This window comes from Pauljensenia sp. 20925_1_27 (assembly GCF_041432835.1).
In the GTDB taxonomy this organism is placed as follows: Bacteria; Actinomycetota; Actinomycetes; order Actinomycetales; family Actinomycetaceae; genus Pauljensenia.
On record NZ_JAPWAH010000010.1, the window covers coordinates 19183 to 38682 of the forward strand.

Sequence of the window (19500 nt, forward strand, 5' to 3'; positions counted from 1 at the left end):
TCAGTGCTCACCTCTTGCGCAGTCGAACTTCGAAGGCGTCACGCAGGCCGTCGCCGATGAAGTTGAACGACAGGACCAGGAGGATGATGAGGACGCCCGGCGGGTAGAGCAGCCACCAATTGCCCGAGTAGACGTGCGACTGGCTGTTGGAGAGCATGGCTCCCCAGTCAGTGGCGGGAGGCTGCGCGCCCAGGCCGAGGAACGACAGGTAGGCGACGTAGAGGACGGCGTCGGCGACCTGGAAGGTCGCGTTGACGATGACGGTGCCGATCGTGTTGCGCACGATGTGCGTCCGAATCGCTCGGGGCATCGATCCGCCCATACCGCGCATCGCGACGACGTACTCGCGCGTGCGCAGGGAGAGGGCCTCGCCTCGAATCAATCGGGATGTGCCCAGCCAGGACAGTGCCGACATGATGATGATGAGGACCGGGACGGTCGGGGGGATCATCGTGGCGATCAGCATGAAGAGGAACAGGACGGGCACGGACATGAGTGCGTCAACGATACGCATCATGACCGCATCGATCCAGCCGCCCACGAAGCCGGCGATCGCACCGTAGAGGGTGCCGATCGTTGTCGCGAAGATGCCTGCGAAGAGGCCGACGATAATCGAGGTCTGGCCGCCCTTCATGAGGCGTCCGAGCTGGTCGTAGCCGACCATGTCGGTGCCGAGCGGGTGCTCCGCGGAGGGGGCCAGCGCTGAGTTCGCCAGGTCGGTGTGGACCTGGTCGGTCACATAGAACATGGGGCCGATGAACGAGAAGGCCATCAGGATGAGGATCAGGCACACGCCGAAGACGGCGAGCTTGTTTTCCATGAAGACCTGCAGGCCCTGAAGCTTCGTCGACTTCCGGGCGGTGCGCGCCTTCACGGGCGCGCTCACGGGTGCGGTTGCTGTGGTCATTTGGCACGTCCTGCCAGTCGGATGCGGGGATCAGCGAGGGCGTAGAGGAAGTCTGCCAGGAGCGCGCCGATGACGGTCGCGAAGGAGACGATCAGGGCGACGCCGAGGAGGATCGGGTAGTCGCGCCTGCCGGTCGCCTGGTAGTACAGGTAGCCCATGCCGTTGAAGTTGAAGAGCGTCTCGATGACCAGGGCACCACAGAACATCGCGGGGATGTACAGGCCGATCATCGTGATGACGGGGAACATGGCGTTGCGCAGGGTGTGGACGAAGACAACGCGGAACTCCGACAGGCCCTTCGCACGGGCGGTGCGCACGTACTGCTCGTTGAGGTTGTCCACCATGGAGGAGCGCACGTAGCGCGCGTAGGCGGCGATCGTTCCAATCGAGAGGGCGCACACGGGCAGAATCAGGTGATCCCACTGCTCCCACATGACCGCGAGATCCTCGCCTTGCGGCGCATCGTTGGGCAGGATGGGCCACACCTGGGAGAAGAGGACGATCAGCAGAAGGCCCGCGAAGAAGATGGGGGTCGAGTAGGCGAGCAGACACGCGATCGTGACCACGTAGTCGGGCGCTTTATTTCTTTTCACTGCCTGCCACACGCCGAGGGGAATCGCGACGATGAGGGCGAGGATGGTGGACAGGAGGGACAGGAAGATGGTGCGCGGCAGGCGGGCGGCCAGCAGGTCGTTCACGGACTGGTTGTGCTGGTAGGAGTATCCGAAGTCGCCGTGCGCAATTTTGTTCAGGTAGTTGACGTACTGCTCGGGGATCGGGCGATCGTATCCGTTCTCGTGGTCGAAGGCCGCGAGCTGTTCTTTGGTCGCATCCTTACCGAGGGCCGCTCGGGCTGCGCCGCCCGGCTGGGATTGGAGAAGGATGAAGGTGATGATGGTGACCAGGAAGACGACGATGACTGCCTGGCCGAGGCGTTTGAGGATGAATTGGATCATTGCGAACTCCACAGTAAGGGGGCAGGCGCCCGCATGTGCGGGTGCGGGCGCCTGCCCCATGAGGCGTCAAGGCGAAGGGTTACTTACCTTCGGTCGACCACGACCAATCCTCGGGCCAGGTGTCGCCGGTGGCGTCGATGTCGCCCAGGTTGAGCGTCTTCTTCACCGCGGTGATCTGGTAGTACGGGTTGGGCATCCACAGAACGGGGAGGTCCTCCGCGAGGTAGTCGTTGTATGCCTGGAGAGCGTCGGGCTCGGAGGAGCGTGTCGACTCTTCGATCAGCCTGTCGGCCTCGGGGTTGGAGTACTGGCCGAGGTTGACGGGTGCGTCAGTGGCGAAGAGGCGCTCGCCGGAGGCGTAGATCGGGAAGCCCCACGAGGTCTGGGAGCCGAAGAAGGACATGTCCCACGTGCAGGGGGTCTCGTCGTCGCATGCCTGCGAGGCGCCGACCGAGTCGGGAACCTCGTTCATGTCGATCTTGATGCCGACCTTACCGAACTGGGAGATGATCTCTTCGAACATCTGGTGCGTGGAGACGAAGCCCGACTGGGAGATGAGCTTGAAGTTCAGCGCGTCGCCGGCTGCGATGCCCTCACCGCACTGGCCCTCGCCGGTGCCGGGGTTCTCGCAGGTGCTGGCACCGTCGGGGTTGATCTTCCAGCCGTGGTCCTCGAGGAGCTTCTTGGCGTTGTCGGGATCGAACTTGTAGACGCAGCCCTCGGTGGTGCCGACCTTGTCGGCCGGCATGGGGACGGGGCCACAGGTCGGGGAAGCGGTGCCGGACCAGATCTTCTCAGACAGGGTCGGCTGGTCGATGAGCTCCTGCATGGCCTGGCGGATGTACTTCTGCTTGATGAACTTCGAGCCGGGGGCCTTGTCGTAGAAGTTCAGTGCCAGGTAGGTGATGGAGTTGCCGGGCCACAGGAAGACCTGGTAGCCCTTGTCCTCAACGGCCTTGCGCTGGTTGTACTGAGCGGCCGGGATGTAGCCGAAGTCGATGGCACCCGAGCGCACGGAGTTGAACTCCGCGTCGTCACCCGTGAAGGCCTTGTAGATCAGCTTGTCGATCTTGGGCTTGTCCTCGCCCCAGTAGTTCTCGTTGGGAACGAGCTCGAGGCCCTGGTCGGGGGTGAAGGAGGAGAGCTTCCAGGGGCCGTTCACCGTCTGCCACAGCGGGTTGGTGGCGTAGGAGGAGAGGTTCTTGGCCTCGCCCTGCAGGTAAGAGAAGACCTTCTGGGCGCCCTCGGGGGTGCGGTCGAGGTCGGAGACGGCCTCGTCGGCGCTGGACTTGTCCCAGGCGTGCTGGGGGAGGAGGGCAACCTTGTTGATCTGGTTGTCAATGAACCAGGCCGGCGCGAACTTATCCTCGGTGGTGATAGAGAAGGTGTGCTCGTCGACGATCTTCAGCTCGGCACCGTCGGGGAAGAAGCCCTTCTTGTAGGAGGCCCACTCGTCCTTGTTGTTGGTGACGAGGTTCCACCAGAACTCAACGTCGCGGGTGGTGACGGGGGTGCCGTCGGACCACTTGGCGTCGTCGCGCAGCTTGATGGTGAAGGTCTTACCGTCTTCGGAGACCTCGGGAACCGTGCCCAGGGACTTGGGCAGGTTGATCTTGTAGGGGGTGTCGGAGGTGGACTTGTAGGCGAAGAGGGGGCGGTACATCGCCTGGATGAACTGTCCGTTTTCGCCCTGGGTGTAGCCCTTGGCGGAGACCGGGAAGATCCAGTTCGGGGTGCGCGAGGCCATCGTGACCTCGTTCTTTCCGGTTTCCGAGGTGGCCGCGCGGTTGCTGCCACCACAGGCGGACAGGCCCAGAGTGGCGACCATTGCGAGCGCCGCTCCGGTGGCGATCCACCGCTTCTTACTGAGATTCATGACTGCTCCAAATCAACGTTGATCGGGGGACACTGACGGGAGTGGGCCCTGCCAGATGGCATACATCATATGACAGTTTGTCGGCCAATGTTGCTGCTATGACCAAAATTCGGAATGTTGCGAAAAAATAACGAAGAATTTTGGCGAAAGAAGTGCCACACTTTCTTCGATGGGGCATAATTGGGGTGTTCTCGACGATGAGCGCTGTGTAACGTTGAAGTTACCGCATATCTATGTGAAGGAGGTGTCATGGCCACGCATGACGTCGATGAGACCGTCCTGACGCTGATCGGATCCGGTCAGGCGGATACGCGTCCCGCAATTGTCAAGCAAACCGGCCTTGCACCGTCAACGATTTCGGCGGCCGTCTCCCGCCTCGTTGAGGCGGGCAAAGTCGCAGAAGCGGACGAGTCTGTCTCGACCGGCGGGCGCAGGGCGCGCCGACTCGTTACTTCTGACGGAGTCGGCGCTCTTGCTCTCGTGGAACTGGGAGCGCACCACGGCCTCGTCGCCCTGACGGACTCCGCGCGCGGAGTCGGCGTGGCGAGCAGTCTCCTTATCGACATCGCGGAAGGTCCCCAGGCGGTACTGGACGCTGTCATGGAGGAAGTGTTCCGCCAGGAAGAAGCTGCCGGCGTGCGGGTCGGCGGCATTGCCCTAGCGGTTCCCGGTCCCGTGGACGCGGATCGCTCGCGCGTCATCCGTCCCGCCCGAATGCCCGGATGGGACGGAATCAACGTCGCCGAGGCCGTGACGGAGCAGTGCGGTCTGCCCGCCCTCATCGAAAACGACGCCCGCGCGGGAGCCGTCGGCGAATCCGTCTACCGGCGTCGGCTGGAGGGCGTTGCCCCCATCGACACGCTCATCTATATCAAGGCAGGCTCCGCTATCGGTGGTGCCTACCTCGTGGAGGGCGTGCCCCAGGTGGGCCAGGGTGGGCTGGCCGGGGATATCTCGCATATCCCCGTCGAGGCCGCCTCTGGTCGCCCCTGCAAGTGCGGTAACGTCGGCTGCCTCGAAACAATCGCGTCCGCCGACTCGATCCGCGCGGACCTGGCCGCCGCAGGCCTCGTCTATGAGAACAACGCACAGCTTCTCGCCGCCGCACGCGACGGTATTCCCGAAGTTGCGACGGCCATCCGCCAGGCGGGAACCCTTCTGGGCCACAGCGTCGCCCACCTCGTGTCCTTCCTGGCACCTCAGGGAGTCATCGTCGGAGGGGCCCTCTCCGCCGTCGACGCCTTCACCGCGGGAGTGCGCGCCGCACTCCACCAATCCTGCCTCCCCTCGATCATGGAACACCTCGTGATCGAATCGTCCCGATCAGGGCGCGAAGCCGCGCTCTGGGGGCTCTCCACACTTACCCCCTCGAAGATCTCAAAGGAGAATCGCTCATGACCAAGCCCCGCATCGCGGTTGCCGGCATTCACATCGAATCCTCGACGTTCACCCCCTACATCTCGACTGCCGACGACTTCATCGTCACGCGTGGCGAGGAACTGATGGACCGCTTCTACTGGCGCGATGAGGACTGGGCCACCCAGATCGAGTGGATCCCCGTCCTGCACTCGCGCGCCCTGCCCGGCGGCGTCGTCGAGCGCGGCGCCTACGACGCCTGGAAGGCCGAAATCCTCGAAGGGCTCGCCGCTGCCGGTCCCCTCGACGGCCTCTTCTTCGACATCCACGGTGCCATGAGTGTCCAGGGCATGGACGATGCGGAAGGGGACCTCATTAACGCCATCCGCGGCGTCATCGGCCCGGAACCCATGGTCAGCGCCTCGATGGACCTGCACGGAAACGTCTCTCAGGACCTCTTCGACGGCTGCGACCTGCTCACCTGCTACCGCCTCGCACCCCACGAGGACGCTCTCGAGTCGCGTCGTCGCGCCGCCTACAACCTGGGCATGCGCCTCCTGAACGGGCAGCCCAAGCCCGTCAAGGCCCTCGTGCATGTCCCCGTCCTGCTGCCGGGTGAGAAGACCTCGACCCGCATCGAGCCCGCCAAGTCCCTGTACAAGATGATCGACCCCATCGAAGCGATGGACGGCATCCTGGATGCCGCGATCTGGATCGGCTTCGCGTGGGCGGACCAGCCGCGTTGCAAGGGCGCGGTCGTCGTGACCGGCGACGATGCGGAACTCGTCAAGGAGCAGGCCGAGCGTATTGGCCAGTACTTCTGGGATGTCCACGACCGCTTCGAGTTCGTCGCCCCCGTCGCCTCGATGGAAGAGTGCCTGGCCGCTGCCGAGGTGGGACCCAAGCCCTTCTTCATCTCTGACTCCGGCGACAACCCGGGTGCCGGCGGCGCCGACGACGTGACGGTTGCGCTCGCGGCCCTCCTCGCGTGGAAGCCCGTCCAGGAAGCGACGCTCGACGTCATCTACGCCTCGATCATCGACCCCGCCGCGGCCGCGGTCGCATGGGAGGCCGGCGTGGGTGCTGAGGTGGATCTCGAGGTCGGCGGACACATTGACACCCGCGAGCCCGGAACCCTGAGCGTGCACGCGACTGTCGAGGCCCTCGCCGACGACCCGATGGGCGGCCACACCGCGCTGCTGCGCACGGGTGGCCTGCGCTTCATCGTCACCACGAACCGCAACCAGTACACGATGTTCTGTCAGTTCGAGCTGCTCGGCGTGGACATCACGGCCGCCGACGTCGTCGTCGTCAAGATCGGTTACCTCGAGCCCGACCTGTACGAGACCCAGAAGGGCTGGCTCATGGCGCTGACTCCGGGTGGTGTCGATCAGGATCTCATCCGCCTCGGACACCACAAGATCGACCGCCCGATGTTCCCCTTCGATCCCGACATGGCAGATCCTGATCTGCATGCACAGGTCGTCGAACCATGAGTGCCGTGAAGGATTCCCAGGGTCCGGTATTCGCCGGCATTGACATCGGCGGTACGTCCATCAAATGGATGATCGTCGACGAGGCGGGATCGATCCTCACGCAGGGCAACGAGCCTACCGATCGCGAGGCCGTGGCCGAGCAGGTGGGGCGCATCGGTGCTCGGCTTGCCAGCGACTACCCGGGACTGGTCGGCTTCGGCCTGATCTGCCCCGGCCTCGTTGACGAGGAGAGTGGGACCGTCGTGTATGCGGCCAACTTGGAGCTGCGCGGCGTCCAGTTGGCCCGCGCGGTCGAGGAAGCCACGGGAGTGCCCGCCGCGCTCATGCACGACGGGCGCGCCGCCGGCCTGGCCGAGGGGCTTCTCGGCGCGGGCCGTGGGGCCTCCTCCTTCCTGATGATGCCCATCGGCACCGGTATCTCCGTGGCCCTCATGCTGGGCGATAGCCTGTGGAGTGGCGCGACGTTCAGCGCCGGAGAAGTCGGGCACGCCCCCGTCTTCCCGGGCGGTGAGTCCTGCCGCTGCGGTTCGCGCGGGTGCCTGGAGGTCTATGCCTCGGCGAAGGGGATTGCCCGACGCTATGAGCAGGCGACCGGCGAGAATATCGGCGCGAAGGCTGTCGAGGCCGGCATCGGCACCGACCCGGTCGCGACCGAGGTGTGGAACACGGCCGTGCGCGCCCTCGCCCTCTCGCTGACCCACATGACGCTCACCGTCGACGTTGAGCGCATCATCATCGGCGGCGGCCTGTCGCACGCGGGCGAGCATCTGCTGGCGCCGCTGCGCGAGGAATTTGCCTCGATGCTGACATTCCGTGACGCCCCCGAGATCGTCCGCGCTTCCCTCGGGGGAGCGGGCGGCCGTTGGGGTGCGGCGATCCTGGCCGCCCGCGTGGGCGGCTCGACGTGCTACGAAAGGTGGCAGCCGTGACCGTTGTTGAGATTTGCGTGGAAGATGCGCTCGGCGTGCGCCGTGCGCGCGACGGGGGAGCGGATCGCATCGAGATCTGCACCGACCTGTCGTGCGGCGGCCTGACTCCCGCTTTCGACGAGGTGGCGGCCGCCCTCGAGGTGGCGCCCGCTGGCGGCGTTCAGGTGCTTGTGCGCCCGCGCCCCGGGGACTTCGTCCATTCCCGCGAGGAGGTCGACCGTATCGCCTCGGATATCGTGACCCTGGCGGCGATCGGTCGCGGAGCGCCCGTGACCCTCGGCTTCGTCGTCGGCGTCATCACGCGCGATGGGCAGATCGACGTGGATGCGGCCGCCCGCCTGCGCGACGTGGCCGAGGACGCGCCGCTGACCTTCCACCGCGGCTTCGACCAGGTCGTGGACCAGGATCGTGGGCTCGACGTGCTCATGGAGCTCGGCTACGACCGAGTGCTGACGACGGGCGGCGATCCGGCGGTCGCGCAGCCGGAGGCTCTCGCCCGGCTGGTTGAGCGCGGGGGAGACGACATCATCATCTTGGTGTCGGGCGGTCTGCGTGCCCACAACGTCGCCGAGGTCGTGGCAGCCTCGGGTGCTCGCGAGGTCCACATGCGTGCGCCGGGGACCTCCGGGACCGATCAGGCGGAGGTCGAGCGAATCGTCGCTGCGCTGCACGGATAACCCAGCTCACACATTTCTGAAAAATCATCGCTGATTCGTCTGACAAATCGACGTCGACAGTGTAAGGTTAAACACATGAGAATTGGAATTTTCAACGACGAAGATCAGATCGCATCCCTCGCAGCGGACCGCATCCTCGAGGTCTACCGCGCTAAGCCGAACTTTGTGCTCGGCCTGGCCACCGGTTCCTCGCCGCTGAAGCTCTACGCAGAGCTCGTGCGCCGCTACGAGGCCGGTCAGATCTCCTTTGCCCAGGTTCGCTCCTACAACCTCGACGAGTACGTGGGCCTGCCCCGCGATCACTACGAGGGCTACGCGAACTTCATCCACCGCAACCTCGTCGACCTCGTCGACATGCCCGAGGGTGCGGCACACGGCCCCGACGGCTGGTGCGATGACCTCGAGGCCGGCGCTGCCGCCTACGACGAGGCCATCAAGGCCGACGGTGGCATCGACATCCAGGTCCTCGGCATCGGAAGCGATGGCCACATCGGCTTCAACGAGCCCGGCGGCACTCTCGCCTCGCGCACCCACGTGGGCGTCCTGACCGAGCAGACCCGCCGCGACAACGCACGCTTCTTCGATGGCGACATCGACCAGGTCCCCACGCACTGCGTGACCCAGGGCCTGGGCACGATCATGGACTCGCGCGCCCACATCTTCATCGCGACCGGCGAGGGCAAGGCCGACGCGGTCAAGGCCATGATCGAGGGCGGCGTGACCCAGCGCTGGCCCGCGTCCATCCTCCAGCACCACCCCGACGTCACCGTGCTCCTCGACGAGGCCGCCGCCTCCAAGCTCGAGCTCGCAGACTTCTACAAGGAGGTCTGGGAGAAGGAACACCTGTGAGATAGGTTCCCCATCCGACCGTGCCCCGGCCTCGTGAATGCGAGGTCGGGGCCTTATTGTGAGCGTTGCTTCTTCGCTCCCGGCGCACGCGTGCCACCCGTTGGAAGCATCCCCAGGCACGTACAATAGGCACCATGCGTAATGCCCTCGACGAACCTACCGGCCCCTCCGCGCCCTCCGGTCCCTCCACCGCGTCCTCGACCGGTCTGCTGGAGCGTACCGAGACCCGCAAGGAGCGCACGGACGGGGACGGCGATCGTTTCGCCCACTTCGTGCGCAAGGACAAGGCGAACTCCTCCATGGTGACGGGCCAGCCCGTCGTCGCCCTGTGTGGCAAGGTGTGGATCCCTACCCGCGACGCCTCGCAGTACCCGGTGTGCCCTACCTGCAGGGAGCTGCGTGATTCGATGGGTAAGAACGGGCGTCACTGGCCCTTCTCGGACGGCGGAAAGGGCTCCGACAAGTGAGTGAGACAACCCGGCGCGCACCCGTTGGCAGGCTGCGCGCCTGGCAGGCTGCTGCCTTGGATCGCTACATGGCTGCCTCCCCGCGCGACTTCCTGGCGGTCGCGACCCCGGGTGCAGGTAAGACGACCTTCGCGCTGACGCTTGCGACCGAGCTGATTGCGCGCGGCGTCGTCGATAAGCTGACCGTCGTGTGCCCCACCGAGCACCTCAAGGGTCAGTGGGCGTCGAGCGCCGCGCGCTTCGGTATCCACATTGACCCCGACTTTACGAACTCGCAGGGCGTGGCCGGCTCGCACTTCGACGGCGTGGCCGTCACCTACGCGCAGATCGGCTCCAACCCGGCCGTCCACGCGGCGCGCACCCGCGCCTACCGCACCCTCGTCATCCTCGACGAGATCCACCACGCCGGCGACTCCCTGTCGTGGGGCGACGGCGTGCGCGAGGCCTTCGCGGACGCGACGCGCCGCCTGGCCCTGACGGGCACGCCCTTCCGCTCCGACACCTCTCCGATCCCCTTCGTCACCTACGAGGAGGACGAGGAGGGCATCCGTCGCTCGCGCGCGGACTACACCTACGGCTACGGTGACGCCCTCAAGGACGGCGTCGTGCGCCCGGTTCTATTCATGTCCTACTCGGGACAGATGGCCTGGCGTACCAACACCGGCGACGAGGTGAGCGCCCGCCTGGGCGAGCCCCTCACCAAGGACATGATGAAGCAGGCCTGGCGCACCGCGCTGGACCCCAAGGGCGAGTGGATCCCCGCCGTCCTGCGCGCCGCCGACCTGCGCCTCGAGGAGGTGCGCCGAGCCGTGCCGGACGCGGGCGGCCTCGTTATCGCCTCGAACCAGGAGCACGCGCGCGCCTACGCCCGCCACCTGCGCCTCATCACCGGCAAGGCCCCAACGATCGTCCTGTCCGACGACGCGGACGCCTCCGACCGCATTTCCGAGTTTGCGGACTCCACCGACAGGTGGATGGTCGCCGTGCGCATGGTGTCCGAGGGCGTTGACGTTCCGCGCCTGGCTGTCGGCGTCTACGCCACGAATGCATCCACGCCCCTGTTTTTCGCCCAGGCGATCGGTCGCTACGTGCGAGCGCGCCGCCGCGGTGAGACGGCCACCGTCTTCATTCCCTCCGTCGTGCCCCTGTTGACCCTCGCCGGCGGCATGGAGATCGAGCGCGACCACGCGCTGGATCGCCCCAAGCGCGAGGAAGCCAGCGAAGACGACATGTGGAACCCCGAGGACGCCCTCGTTGCTGCCGCAAACCGTGAGGACAAGGCGTCCTCCGACCTGCTCTCCCAGTTCGAGGTCCTGGGCGCGGATGCCGAGTTCGACGGCGTCCTCTTCGACGGTGCCGCATGGGGTGCGGGCGCCGAGGTCGGATCCGAGGAAGAGCAGGAATACCTGGGCATTCCCGGCCTGTTGGATGCCGACCAGGTGACGACCCTGCTGCGTGCCCGCCAGGCCGACCAGGTTGCCGCCCAGAAGAAGAACCGCGCCGCCCAGAAAATGCGCGAGGAGAACGCTGGCATCCCGGCGCACAAGCTGCGCGCCGCCAAGCGCAAGGAACTCCAGCACCTGGTCTCCACGTGGTCGCGTCGATCCGGTGAGACGCACGCGACCATCCACTCGCGTCTGCGTTCGCGCTGTGGCGGCCCCGAGGTCGCCCAGGCCACGACCGAGCAGATTGAGGCGCGTATCGCGCTGCTGCGCGAGTGGTTCGTCGGCCGCCACTGACGCGCGGCCGCGTCGCACTCGGCGAACACTGACATATCACGAGGCCCCGGCCTCGTCCCTCTGAGAGAAGGACGAGGTCGGGGCCTCGCGCAGTGTGTGAAGCGGTCAGTCGACCTTCTCGTAGCGCGTGGGGATCGCGGCCTCACCTTCGGAGAGGCGCCACGCCTGGTAGGGCAGCTCGTTGCGGGCACGCAGGTGGTGCTCCTGGGCGCGCGACAGCGCCTCGGAACCCCATGCTGCGGCATCGATCTGACCGCCGCGCACCAGCTGGACCTGCAGCGGGCGGGCGCCACGCTCGGCGAGGAGCGCCTGGCCCTCTTCGAAGGAGGTGCCGACGAGCAGGAGCTCTTCGGTCGCGTAGCCGTCCTCGCCCAGGACGCGGCCGGCGACCTTGCGCCCGCCGACCGTGGACTTCGACTCCGCCTTCTTGGCGACGAGAACGGTCTCGCCGTTGGAATTCTCGCGCTGGACGACCTTGTAGACCAGGGCAGCCGTCGGCACGCCCGAGCCCGTCACCAGCTTGGTGCCCACGCCGTAGGAGTCCACGGGGGCCGCGCCCAGGGCGGCGATCGCGTACTCGTCCAGGTCGGAGGTCACCGTGATCTTCGTGGTCGTCGCGCCCATCGCGTCGAGCTGGCCGCGCACCTTGAACGCCTCGGCGACCAGGTCGCCCGAATCCAGGCGCACAGCGCCCAGCTCGCCGCCCGCGGCGCGCGCGGCCTCGACCGCGTTGATGACGCCCTGCCTGATGTCGTAGGTGTCCACGAGCAGGGTCGTGCCCGCGCCCAGCTTGGCGACCTGGGAATCGAAGGCATCGCGCTCGGTGTCGTGCAGGAGCGTAAAGGCGTGGGCGGCCGTACCGATGCAGCGGATCCCGTAGCGCTTCGCAGCCTCGAGGTCGGACGTGCCCTGGAAACCACCGATGATGGCGGCGCGAGCGGCGGAGACCGCAGCGCGCTCGTGGGCGCGGCGAGCACCCATGTCCATACAGGGACGACCGTGGGCGGCGATCGTCATACGCGAGGCGGCCGAGGCAACCGCGCAGTCGTGGTTGAGGATCGACAGGAGCAGCGTCTCCAGGAGGGTGCAGTCCGCGAAGGTGCCCTCGACGGTGAGCAGAGGAGAACCAGAGAAGTAGCACTCGCCCTCGGCGTAGCCCCAGATATCGCCTGTGAAGCGCCACGAGGCCAGGAACTGTGCGGCCTCCTCGGAGATGATCCCCTGGTCGCGCAGCCAATCGATCTGCTCAGCGTCGAACTCGAAGCGCTCCAGCGCCTCGAGAATGCGGCCGGTACCGGCCACGACGCCGAAGCGGCGCGTGGCGGGCAGGCGGCGCCCAAACAGCTCGAACGTGCAGCGACGATGCGCGGTGCCATCCTTGAGGGCGGCGTCGAGCATCGTGAGCTCGTACATATCAGTCAGCAATGAAGTAGATGTCGATGCAGGCATACTGTGAGCCTACCCTGAGAAGCGTGTCACCGCGGTGCGATTTCGCTTCCCAGACACATCCTTTCACCGTACTGTTGGCATATGACAACGATCCTCCAGCCAGCGTCCCGCGCGCAGGAAGCACCCACTGCGGTGCCGCGCTGGCGTGCCGTCGTGTGGGACGATCCCGTCAATCTCATGAGCTACGTGAGCGCCGTTTTTCGGCAATATTTCGGCTATTCCGCACTTCGCGCGGAGGAATTGATGATGGCCGTCCATACGCGCGGGCGCGCCACCGTCTCCACGGGAGTGCGCGAACGTATCGAGGCCGACGTCATGGCGATGCACTCCTATGGGCTGCGCGCCACCATTGAAGAGGACAGAGACTAAAAGATGGAAGGTTTCGCTCCTCGAGACGGCGGCTTCGCTTCGTCGATGAGTAGCGGCGAAGCGCTCCTTCTGCGCCAGCTGGCCACCGAGGTCCTCGTCGTCCTCGACGATCCGGGCGACTTCGGTGTGACCTCGTCGATGCTCAGCGCATTCACGGAAACCGAACAGCGCCGGGAGGCTCCGCGCGAGCGCACGCTGCGCATGCTGCTCCCCTCCATGAGTGAGGACGGGGACGATGCGGCCCGGATGCGTGCCCTCACCGAGGACCTCCTGCGCAGCGAGAAGTCGGTCCGGCTGCGCTCAATCGTCAGCGATCTTGACCACATCGTTCACGGGGAGACGAACACCCTCGTTGTGCGGCCCGGCGACGTGTGGTCGTGGCTGGGTGCCCTCAACGACATTCGGCTCGGCTTGGCGGGTGAACTGGACCTATCCGATGAAAGCGACGCGCAGCGGATCGAAGAGCTGGCGATGCGCGAGCCGACGGGGGAGCGCTCACAGACTGTTGCTGCGATCTATATGCTCGTCACATGGTGGCAGGACTCACTTCTTGAAGCCGTCAATAATTCCCAGTAACGCATAAAGTCGGATATATGAATAACGCCCCGATCGGAATTTTCGACTCGGGCCTAGGTGGGCTGACGGTGGCGCGCGCAGTCATCGATAAACTGCCCGACGAAGAGATCATCTACCTGGGCGACACCGAGCACACGCCCTACGGCCCTCGCGCTATCGCGCAGGTGCGCTCGCTGACGCTCTCCGCTCTCGACGAGCTGGCCTCGCGCGGCGTGAAGGCCCTTGTCATTGCCTGCAACACTGCGACAGCGGCAGCGCTCGCGGACGCTCGCGAACGCTACTGGATCGACGCCGGCATCCCCGTCATTGAGGTCATTACTCCGGCCGCCCGACAGAGCGTCATCGCGACGCGCAACCACCATGTCGGTGTCATCGGAACGAAGGCGACCATCCAGTCCGAGGCCTACCTGCGTGCGCTCGCGGCGGTCCCCGGGCTGACGGTGAGCCAGCAAGCGTGCCCCGCTTTCGTCGACTTCGTCGAGGCCGGGGTGACCACGGGCGAAGAAATCGAGTCCGTGGCGCGCGAGTACCTCACCCCGCTGAAGGAGGCGGGCGTGGATACGCTGATCCTCGGCTGCACGCACTACCCGCTTCTCACCGGCGTGATCGGACGCGTCATGGGTGAGGGCGTCACCCTGGTCACCTCCTCGGAGGCGACTGCGAACGTGACCTACAACGAGCTGGTGGACCGGGGGCTTTTGCATGACCCGTGGCCCGCTGGGCAGGGGCCGCAGCATCAGTTCCTGGCCACGGGCGCGTCCGACGCCTTCCCGCGCCTGGCCAGGCGCTTCCTCGGGCCCGAGGTGGGGTCCGTCGTTCGCGTGAGCACCGGCGGTGGTATCGCGTGAAGCTGACCGTCATTGGTGCGACAGGCTCGATGTCGGGGCCCGAGTCCCCCGCATCCTCCTACCTCATTCAAGCGCGCGGCATCGACCCCCAATCGGGCGGGGAACGCGTGTTTTCGCTCGTGTGCGACCTGGGACCTGGTTCTTTTGGGGCGCTGTGGACGCACGTGTGCCCGTGCGAGCTTGACGCCCTGGTACTGTCTCACTGCCACGCCGACCACATGGGTGACATCATCTCGCTGCAGGTCTACCGCAAGTGGGGTCCCGGCTCCTGCGCCCTCCGGCCAGTGTCGCTGTTTGGTCCCGAGGAGACGATTCGTCGCGTCCGTCAGATCGAGGGTGCGACCGATGATGAGAGCTATGAGGCTGAGTTCGCCTTCACCCACATGCAGCTGGGTGAATCGTATGCTGTGGGGCCCATGACGATTCGTCCGTTCCGTGCCCTGCATCCGGTCGAGGCTTTCGGCCTGCGCATCGAGGGGCCTGCCGAGGACGATCCGTCCCGCCGTGTGTCCCTGTTCTATACGGGTGATACCGACCTGTGCGACACGATCATCGAGGGGGCGCGCGGTGTCGACGTGCTCCTCAGTGAGGTTGGCTTTACGAGCGACGAAACCGAGCCGGACATGCACATGGATGGTCTGCGCGCGGGAACTCTCGCGACGAGGGCTGCAGTGGAGCGCATGATCGCTACCCATATTCAGCCGTGGACGCCTCGTGAGCGGGTTGCATCGGAGATTCGTCAGGCGTGGAGCGGGCCCCTCGAATTCGCGACGTCCGGCATGGAGGTCAGCCTCTGAGCAGTCCCTTGCCCCGTCGACCGGCCGGGCGCGGACTCCGAAGGCATCAGTCCGAGGGCTTTGAGTAGGTGGCGTTGTGGCGCTTCCACTCAGCAAGGTAGGCGGCGACGCGTGCGGGGCCGCCGGCCGTGGACCAGCCGTGATTCTTGTGCCGCAGCAGGATCTTGCGTGTGCCCAGCGACGGAAGAGGCGTGATGCGCATCCCCTCCGTGTGTGCCCCCGCCAGCGCCATCGCGGGAAGGATTGTCGAGCCTGTGCGTGCCCGCACGAGGGAGCGCGCGGCCTCGTACGTCGTGTACAGGTGCGGTGCCCAGCGTGTATCCGGGAACGCCTTGGTGATGCGGCGCATGACGTGATCGCCGCTGGTTCCGGGATTGACGCGTAGCCACGTGAGGTCGGCCAGGTCTTCAATTGAACCAATCGGGGGAGCGGAGTCGGGGGTGACGAGCACCCAGGGCTCGTCGAGGAATGGGATGTCCGTGTATCCGCGCGGGGGGAGGCCCGGATCCTCGTCTCGTTCGATGACGAGGATGTCGTAGTGGCCCGTGCGCAGCGCAGCCATGCCGGGGGTTTCTTCGGTTTCCTCGATGCGCAGGTCGACGCCGGGGAGGGCCTCGATGAGGTCGGGGAGTGCGGGAATCAGGGTAGATCGGCAGATCGTCAGGAACGCGCCGATAGTGACCGTTCCTGTGACCTGTCCCGTTAGGGGGCGCAGGGCCTTGAGGGCTTCGGCGATGTCTGCGTTGATGCGTTCGCCGGCCTCGGCGACGATGGTGCCGGCGGGGGTGAGGATGGCGCCCGAGGTGGTGCGCTCAACGAGCTTGAGGCCGACTTCTTCCTCGAGTTTTTGGATCTGCTGGGACACTGCCGAGGGCGAGACCATGAGGATGTCTGCGGCGGCAACAATGCCGCCTTCACGCGCGACGGACAGGAGGAAAGGCAGGCGGCGAGGGTCGATGTCCATGCGAACTCCTTTGTTAAGCGAAACTGTAAGATAACTATAGAACCATTCAATTGTGCTTGACTAGCGGAAGGTGCATCATATGAGTCATGACGATCTTCTCTCTCGCAATCACGATCCTTGGATGGGTTGGCGCGGCCGCCTCCATCGCCGCCTACTACCTGGTCTCCTCCAAGCGCTTCGCACCTGACTCGCTGCGCTACCACTCCCTGAATGTCTCCAGCTGTATCCTGCTGGCGATCGCCTGCGCTTCGACCGGCGCATGGCCCTCCTTCCTGACGAACGCCATCTTCATCGGCGTTGGCTGCACCATGATCTGGCGTGTGCGCGACCGTCTCGCGCGCCGCATCATGCAGGTTGTTCGCTTCTTCGATGTGCGCCGCTACCTGCCGCGCCGTGTGCGACTGGCGCGCGCCCGCTGACTCGACGTTGAATTGGGGGTAGTGAGGGGGTAGGCCCAGGGCCTGCCCCCTCACTGTGTCTATTGTTATGGGCCTGTATCCACCGTCGGATTAATTAAGACAATCAGCGTTTCATAGTCAAGACTTTATCAAGTGGTTTCAAGGAAAAGTCTGTAAGTTGCACTTCACAGAAAAATTAGAAAATATCGATGGAAAATGCGCGATTTTAGGCGCACCATAAAAGTACGACGCGGTGACAGATCCATCGCACGGTACTCAAAGAGGAGCACACCATGTCTCGTTTTGTCGCAGATATCCTTCGTCGCTTCGCCCATCACTTCAGGGTGCGTCAAGAGACCAATCCCCTGCAGTTCTCGATGGACCGCCCCATCTTCGGTAACCTCGTCGCCCGTTGATGGCGCGCCTGCGGGCGCATCACACAAGTGCCGGACACCCTCGGGTGCCCGGCACGATTGTGTCTGCGCTACGTATCAGCCGCGCAGATACTCCACGATGTGGGGCATGAGCGCGCGGAAGGCGATGCCACGGTGGCTGATCGCGTTCTTCTGCTCGGCGCTCATCTGCGCGGTCGTGACCTCAAAGCCCTCGGGGACGAAGATCGGGTCGTAGCCGAATCCGCCCTCGCCGCGGGGGGAACGCGTCAGAGTGCCGCGTACTTCGCCGCGCTTGACGAACTCGCGCCCGTCGGGGGTGACCAGGACGGCGGCCGATACGAAGGCTGCGCCGCGGTGGCGGTCGGGCACATCGGAGAGCTGATCGAGGAGCAGATGAAGGTTCGCCTCGTCATCCCCGTGGGAGCCGGACCAGCGCGCCGAGAAGATGCCGGGTGCCCCACCGAGCACGTCCACCGTGATGCCGGAGTCGTCGGCGATGGCCGCCAGGCCGGTGGCGCGAGCCAGGGCGCGGGCCTTGATCAGCGAGTTTTCCTCGAAGGTCACCCCGTCCTCGACCGGGGAGGCCACGTCAAAGTCGCTCATGCGTGCCACGCAGCCCGCCTCGAATCCTTCCCATGCGGGGGCCAGGATGGCCTCGAGCTCGCTGACCTTGTGGGCGTTGGAGGTCGCGAAGACCAGGCGCGCGCTCACGGGCGCACCTCGACGCGCTCCATGAGGGGTGCTTCGAGTGCGAGCTGCTGTGCGCGGGCGAGCTCGGCGTTGCCCAGCGTCGCCAGGTCGAGGAGCTCGCCCAGCTCATCACGGTTGAAGGGCGCGTGCTCGGCGGTTCCCTGCACCTCAATGAAGCGGCCGTCGCCGGTCTGCACGACGTTCATGTCGGTCTGCGCGCGCACGTCCTCGACGTAGGGCAGGTCCAGCATCGGGGTGCCGTCGATGACACCCACGGAGATCGCGGAGATCGAATCGGTGAGGACCTTCGCGGAGGGCTTGAGGATGCCCTGGTCCTTCGCCCAGGTCACTGCGTCCGCCAGGGCCACGTAGGCGCCGGTGATGGCCGCGGTGCGGGTGCCGCCGTCGGCGCGCAGAACGTCGCAGTCCAGGACGATGGTGTTCTCGCCGAGAGCTGCCACGTCCACGATGCCGCGCAGAGAACGCCCGATGAGTCGAGAGATCTCCTGGGTGCGACCCCCCACCTTGCCCTTGACGGATTCGCGGGAGGAACGCTGCTCGGTCGCGCGCGGGAGCATCGAGTACTCGCCGGTCACCCAGCCCTCGCCGGAGTCGCGCTTCCAACGCGGCACGCCCTCAGTGAAAGAGGCGACACACAGGACGCGGGTGTTGCCGAGCTCGATGAGGGCGGAGCCTTCGCCGGTACCCGACCAGCCGCGGGTAATGGAGACGGGACGGAGCTGGGACGGGGTGCGCCCATCGGCGCGCAGCGGAGTAGTTGTCATAGTGCCTAGGGTAGCCCACCGCGTTACCGTGGAGTTATGAGTCTTGATCTACCTCTCGTTCGCGGTCACGTTGATCCGGCGGTCGCGCTGCGCGATTCCGTGGCTCCCGCCGCCCTCGTGCGCGCCGGTGAGGCCGATGTCATCGTCGTTGACGCTGCCGGTTTCGTCCTCCTCGACGAGGCCGGGGCGCAGCGTGCGGGTACGCCGACCCTGCGGCGCCTGAGTGGGGATGAAGCCGCGCGCCGCCTCGAGGGAACCACGGCCTCGTTCATCGGGGTGGCGGGTGGACGCAGCGTCATCGCGATCGAGACCAGCCGGGACGAGGCCTGGGGGCGCTGGGAGCACTTGCGCGCGGTTGGCTGGCAGCTTGACGGCGACGATGCGGCCCTGGCGCTGACCGCGCTCACTCTGGCGCTCTGGCATGCGAATTACCGCTACTGCTCGCGCTGCGGGGCGCCGGTGCAGCTGGTGTCCGGCGGGTGGGCCGCGCGATGCGAGACGTGCGACCGCCTGGAGTATCCGCGCCAGGATCCGGCGATCATCGTCCTGGTCCAGGACCACGATGGACGCGTCCTCCTGGCGCATAACGCGCTGTGGCAGCCCGGTTTCGTGTCGATCATCGCCGGCTACGTCGAGGCGGGAGAATCTCCGGACGTGACGGTTGCGCGTGAGGTCGCCGAGGAGGTCGGCGTCGATATCGAGACGCCCACGTACGTCGCGACGCAGCCCTGGCCTTTCGGGCGGTCGCAGATGATGGGATACCGTGCGCGAACCCTCGAGGCGCACCCGACACCGCAGGCGGACGGCGTGGAAATCGAGTGGGCGCGCTTCTACAGCCGCGAGGAGCTGACGCGCGCGCTTGAATCCGGTGAAATCAGCGCGCCCGGTCGCGCCTCAATCGCTTACGCGCTCCTTCGGGAATGGTATGGTGCCGACCTGCCGAGCGGGCCCGAGGGTGCGGGACACAAGTGAGCGTG

Annotated in this window: 21 protein-coding genes; 14 read left to right on the top strand and 7 right to left on the bottom strand. The window is 65.9% G+C overall.

What is annotated here, in order from left to right; all coding sequences use genetic code 11:
• Positions 1-7: 7 nt before the first annotated feature.
• From O3684_RS06690 to O3684_RS06700, 3 genes are all read right to left on the bottom strand, one after another.
• Positions 8-907, bottom strand: coding sequence for an ABC transporter permease (locus O3684_RS06690; protein WP_500063167.1), 900 nt, complete (start codon positions 905-907; stop codon positions 8-10).
• On the bottom strand, positions 904-1863 hold the full coding sequence (locus O3684_RS06695; protein WP_500063168.1) for an ABC transporter permease: 960 nt from the start codon (positions 1861-1863) through the stop codon (positions 904-906). Before O3684_RS06695 ends, O3684_RS06690 begins: the two co-directional genes overlap by 4 nt.
• 79 nt (positions 1864-1942) lie before the next feature.
• Positions 1943-3739, bottom strand: coding sequence for a peptide ABC transporter substrate-binding protein (locus O3684_RS06700; RefSeq protein WP_500065848.1), 1797 nt, complete (start codon positions 3737-3739; stop codon positions 1943-1945).
• Between the two features lie 249 nt (positions 3740-3988).
• Between O3684_RS06700 and O3684_RS06705 the strand changes: the two genes are divergently transcribed.
• The 7 genes from O3684_RS06705 (at position 3989) to O3684_RS06735 (ending at position 11252) form a co-directional block, all read left to right on the top strand.
• A complete protein-coding gene (locus O3684_RS06705; RefSeq protein WP_500063170.1) occupies positions 3989-5137 on the top strand; it encodes an ROK family protein in 1149 nt (382 codons plus the stop codon).
• A complete protein-coding gene (locus O3684_RS06710) occupies positions 5134-6591 on the top strand; it encodes a M81 family metallopeptidase (RefSeq protein ID WP_500065850.1) in 1458 nt (485 codons plus the stop codon). The genes O3684_RS06705 and O3684_RS06710 overlap by 4 nt, the downstream gene beginning before the upstream one ends.
• A complete protein-coding gene (locus O3684_RS06715; RefSeq protein ID WP_500065852.1) occupies positions 6588-7520 on the top strand; it encodes an ROK family protein in 933 nt (310 codons plus the stop codon). Before O3684_RS06710 ends, O3684_RS06715 begins: the two co-directional genes overlap by 4 nt.
• The gene (locus O3684_RS06720) at positions 7517-8197 is read left to right on the top strand and encodes a copper homeostasis protein CutC (RefSeq protein ID WP_500065854.1); all 681 of its coding nucleotides are present in this window, start codon (positions 7517-7519) and stop codon (positions 8195-8197) included. The genes O3684_RS06715 and O3684_RS06720 overlap by 4 nt, the downstream gene beginning before the upstream one ends.
• 75 nt (positions 8198-8272) lie before the next feature.
• The gene (gene nagB, locus O3684_RS06725) at positions 8273-9046 is read left to right on the top strand and encodes a glucosamine-6-phosphate deaminase (RefSeq protein WP_007590223.1); all 774 of its coding nucleotides are present in this window, start codon (positions 8273-8275) and stop codon (positions 9044-9046) included.
• 134 nt (positions 9047-9180) lie between these two features.
• Positions 9181-9513 carry a DUF3039 domain-containing protein gene (locus O3684_RS06730; protein WP_500065856.1) on the top strand — a complete coding sequence of 111 codons (333 nt, stop codon included), beginning with the start codon at positions 9181-9183 and terminating at the stop codon, positions 9511-9513.
• On the top strand, positions 9510-11252 hold the full coding sequence (locus O3684_RS06735) for a DEAD/DEAH box helicase (protein WP_500065857.1): 1743 nt from the start codon (positions 9510-9512) through the stop codon (positions 11250-11252). Before O3684_RS06730 ends, O3684_RS06735 begins: the two co-directional genes overlap by 4 nt.
• 105 nt (positions 11253-11357) lie before the next feature.
• Here O3684_RS06735 and O3684_RS06740 read toward each other — a convergent pair whose 3' ends face one another.
• Positions 11358-12701, bottom strand: coding sequence for a nicotinate phosphoribosyltransferase (locus tag O3684_RS06740; protein WP_500065859.1), 1344 nt, complete (start codon positions 12699-12701; stop codon positions 11358-11360).
• Between the two features lie 81 nt (positions 12702-12782).
• On the opposite strand from O3684_RS06740, the gene clpS reads away from it, so the two are divergent.
• The 4 genes from clpS to O3684_RS06760 are packed head-to-tail and all read left to right on the top strand — an operon-like array spanning position 12783 to position 15291.
• A complete protein-coding gene (gene clpS / locus O3684_RS06745) occupies positions 12783-13070 on the top strand; it encodes an ATP-dependent Clp protease adaptor ClpS (protein ID WP_500063177.1) in 288 nt (95 codons plus the stop codon).
• 3 nt (positions 13071-13073) lie between these two features.
• Entirely contained in the window at positions 13074-13646 is a 573-nt protein-coding gene (locus O3684_RS06750; RefSeq protein WP_500063178.1) for a DUF2017 family protein, read from the top strand.
• 17 nt (positions 13647-13663) lie between these two features.
• Positions 13664-14494: a glutamate racemase gene (gene murI, locus O3684_RS06755; RefSeq protein ID WP_500063179.1), complete on the top strand. Its 831-nt coding sequence runs from the start codon at positions 13664-13666 to the stop codon at positions 14492-14494.
• Positions 14491-15291, top strand: a complete 801-nt coding sequence (locus O3684_RS06760) for an MBL fold metallo-hydrolase (protein WP_500065861.1) — start codon at positions 14491-14493, stop codon at positions 15289-15291. Before murI ends, O3684_RS06760 begins: the two co-directional genes overlap by 4 nt.
• A gap of 46 nt (positions 15292-15337) precedes the next feature.
• On the opposite strand, the gene O3684_RS06765 is transcribed toward O3684_RS06760, so the two are convergent.
• Positions 15338-16255: a LysR family transcriptional regulator gene (locus O3684_RS06765; RefSeq protein WP_500065862.1), complete on the bottom strand. Its 918-nt coding sequence runs from the start codon at positions 16253-16255 to the stop codon at positions 15338-15340.
• Positions 16256-16341: 86 nt separating this feature from the next.
• On the opposite strand from O3684_RS06765, the gene O3684_RS06770 reads away from it, so the two are divergent.
• The gene (locus O3684_RS06770; RefSeq protein WP_048677472.1) at positions 16342-16674 is read left to right on the top strand and encodes a CBU_0592 family membrane protein; all 333 of its coding nucleotides are present in this window, start codon (positions 16342-16344) and stop codon (positions 16672-16674) included.
• A gap of 272 nt (positions 16675-16946) precedes the next feature.
• Positions 16947-17069 carry a hypothetical protein gene (locus O3684_RS06775; RefSeq protein WP_016460073.1) on the top strand — a complete coding sequence of 41 codons (123 nt, stop codon included), beginning with the start codon at positions 16947-16949 and terminating at the stop codon, positions 17067-17069.
• A 75-nt stretch (positions 17070-17144) separates the two neighbouring features.
• On the opposite strand, the gene rdgB is transcribed toward O3684_RS06775, so the two are convergent.
• Both rdgB and rph read right to left on the bottom strand, forming a co-directional pair.
• Entirely contained in the window at positions 17145-17759 is a 615-nt protein-coding gene (gene rdgB / locus O3684_RS06780) for an RdgB/HAM1 family non-canonical purine NTP pyrophosphatase (RefSeq protein WP_500063182.1), read from the bottom strand.
• The gene (gene rph / locus O3684_RS06785) at positions 17756-18523 is read right to left on the bottom strand and encodes a ribonuclease PH (RefSeq protein ID WP_500065864.1); all 768 of its coding nucleotides are present in this window, start codon (positions 18521-18523) and stop codon (positions 17756-17758) included. Before rph ends, rdgB begins: the two co-directional genes overlap by 4 nt.
• A gap of 36 nt (positions 18524-18559) precedes the next feature.
• Here rph and nudC point away from each other — a divergent pair, with 36 nt between their 5' ends.
• Positions 18560-19495, top strand: coding sequence for an NAD(+) diphosphatase (gene nudC, locus O3684_RS06790; protein WP_500065865.1), 936 nt, complete (start codon positions 18560-18562; stop codon positions 19493-19495).
• Positions 19496-19500: the final 5 nt, after the last annotated feature.

Coding starts and splice junctions, on each gene's coding strand:
- murI (WP_500063179.1), top strand. CDS start 13,664: ATGAATAACGCCCCGATCGGAATTTTCGACTCGGGCCTAGGTGGGCTG.
- O3684_RS06765 (WP_500065862.1), bottom strand. CDS start 16,255: ATGGACATCGACCCTCGCCGCCTGCCTTTCCTCCTGTCCGTCGCGCGT.
- O3684_RS06740 (WP_500065859.1), bottom strand. CDS start 12,701: ATGCCTGCATCGACATCTACTTCATTGCTGACTGATATGTACGAGCTC.
- rph (WP_500065864.1), bottom strand. CDS start 18,523: ATGACAACTACTCCGCTGCGCGCCGATGGGCGCACCCCGTCCCAGCTC.
- O3684_RS06715 (WP_500065852.1), top strand. CDS start 6,588: ATGAGTGCCGTGAAGGATTCCCAGGGTCCGGTATTCGCCGGCATTGAC.
- nagB (WP_007590223.1), top strand. CDS start 8,273: ATGAGAATTGGAATTTTCAACGACGAAGATCAGATCGCATCCCTCGCA.
- clpS (WP_500063177.1), top strand. CDS start 12,783: ATGACAACGATCCTCCAGCCAGCGTCCCGCGCGCAGGAAGCACCCACT.
- O3684_RS06705 (WP_500063170.1), top strand. CDS start 3,989: ATGGCCACGCATGACGTCGATGAGACCGTCCTGACGCTGATCGGATCC.
- O3684_RS06690 (WP_500063167.1), bottom strand. CDS start 907: ATGACCACAGCAACCGCACCCGTGAGCGCGCCCGTGAAGGCGCGCACC.
- O3684_RS06750 (WP_500063178.1), top strand. CDS start 13,074: ATGGAAGGTTTCGCTCCTCGAGACGGCGGCTTCGCTTCGTCGATGAGT.
- O3684_RS06775 (WP_016460073.1), top strand. CDS start 16,947: ATGTCTCGTTTTGTCGCAGATATCCTTCGTCGCTTCGCCCATCACTTC.
- O3684_RS06710 (WP_500065850.1), top strand. CDS start 5,134: ATGACCAAGCCCCGCATCGCGGTTGCCGGCATTCACATCGAATCCTCG.
- O3684_RS06730 (WP_500065856.1), top strand. CDS start 9,181: ATGCGTAATGCCCTCGACGAACCTACCGGCCCCTCCGCGCCCTCCGGT.
- O3684_RS06695 (WP_500063168.1), bottom strand. CDS start 1,863: ATGATCCAATTCATCCTCAAACGCCTCGGCCAGGCAGTCATCGTCGTC.
- O3684_RS06770 (WP_048677472.1), top strand. CDS start 16,342: ATGACGATCTTCTCTCTCGCAATCACGATCCTTGGATGGGTTGGCGCG.
- nudC (WP_500065865.1), top strand. CDS start 18,560: ATGAGTCTTGATCTACCTCTCGTTCGCGGTCACGTTGATCCGGCGGTC.
- O3684_RS06700 (WP_500065848.1), bottom strand. CDS start 3,739: ATGAATCTCAGTAAGAAGCGGTGGATCGCCACCGGAGCGGCGCTCGCA.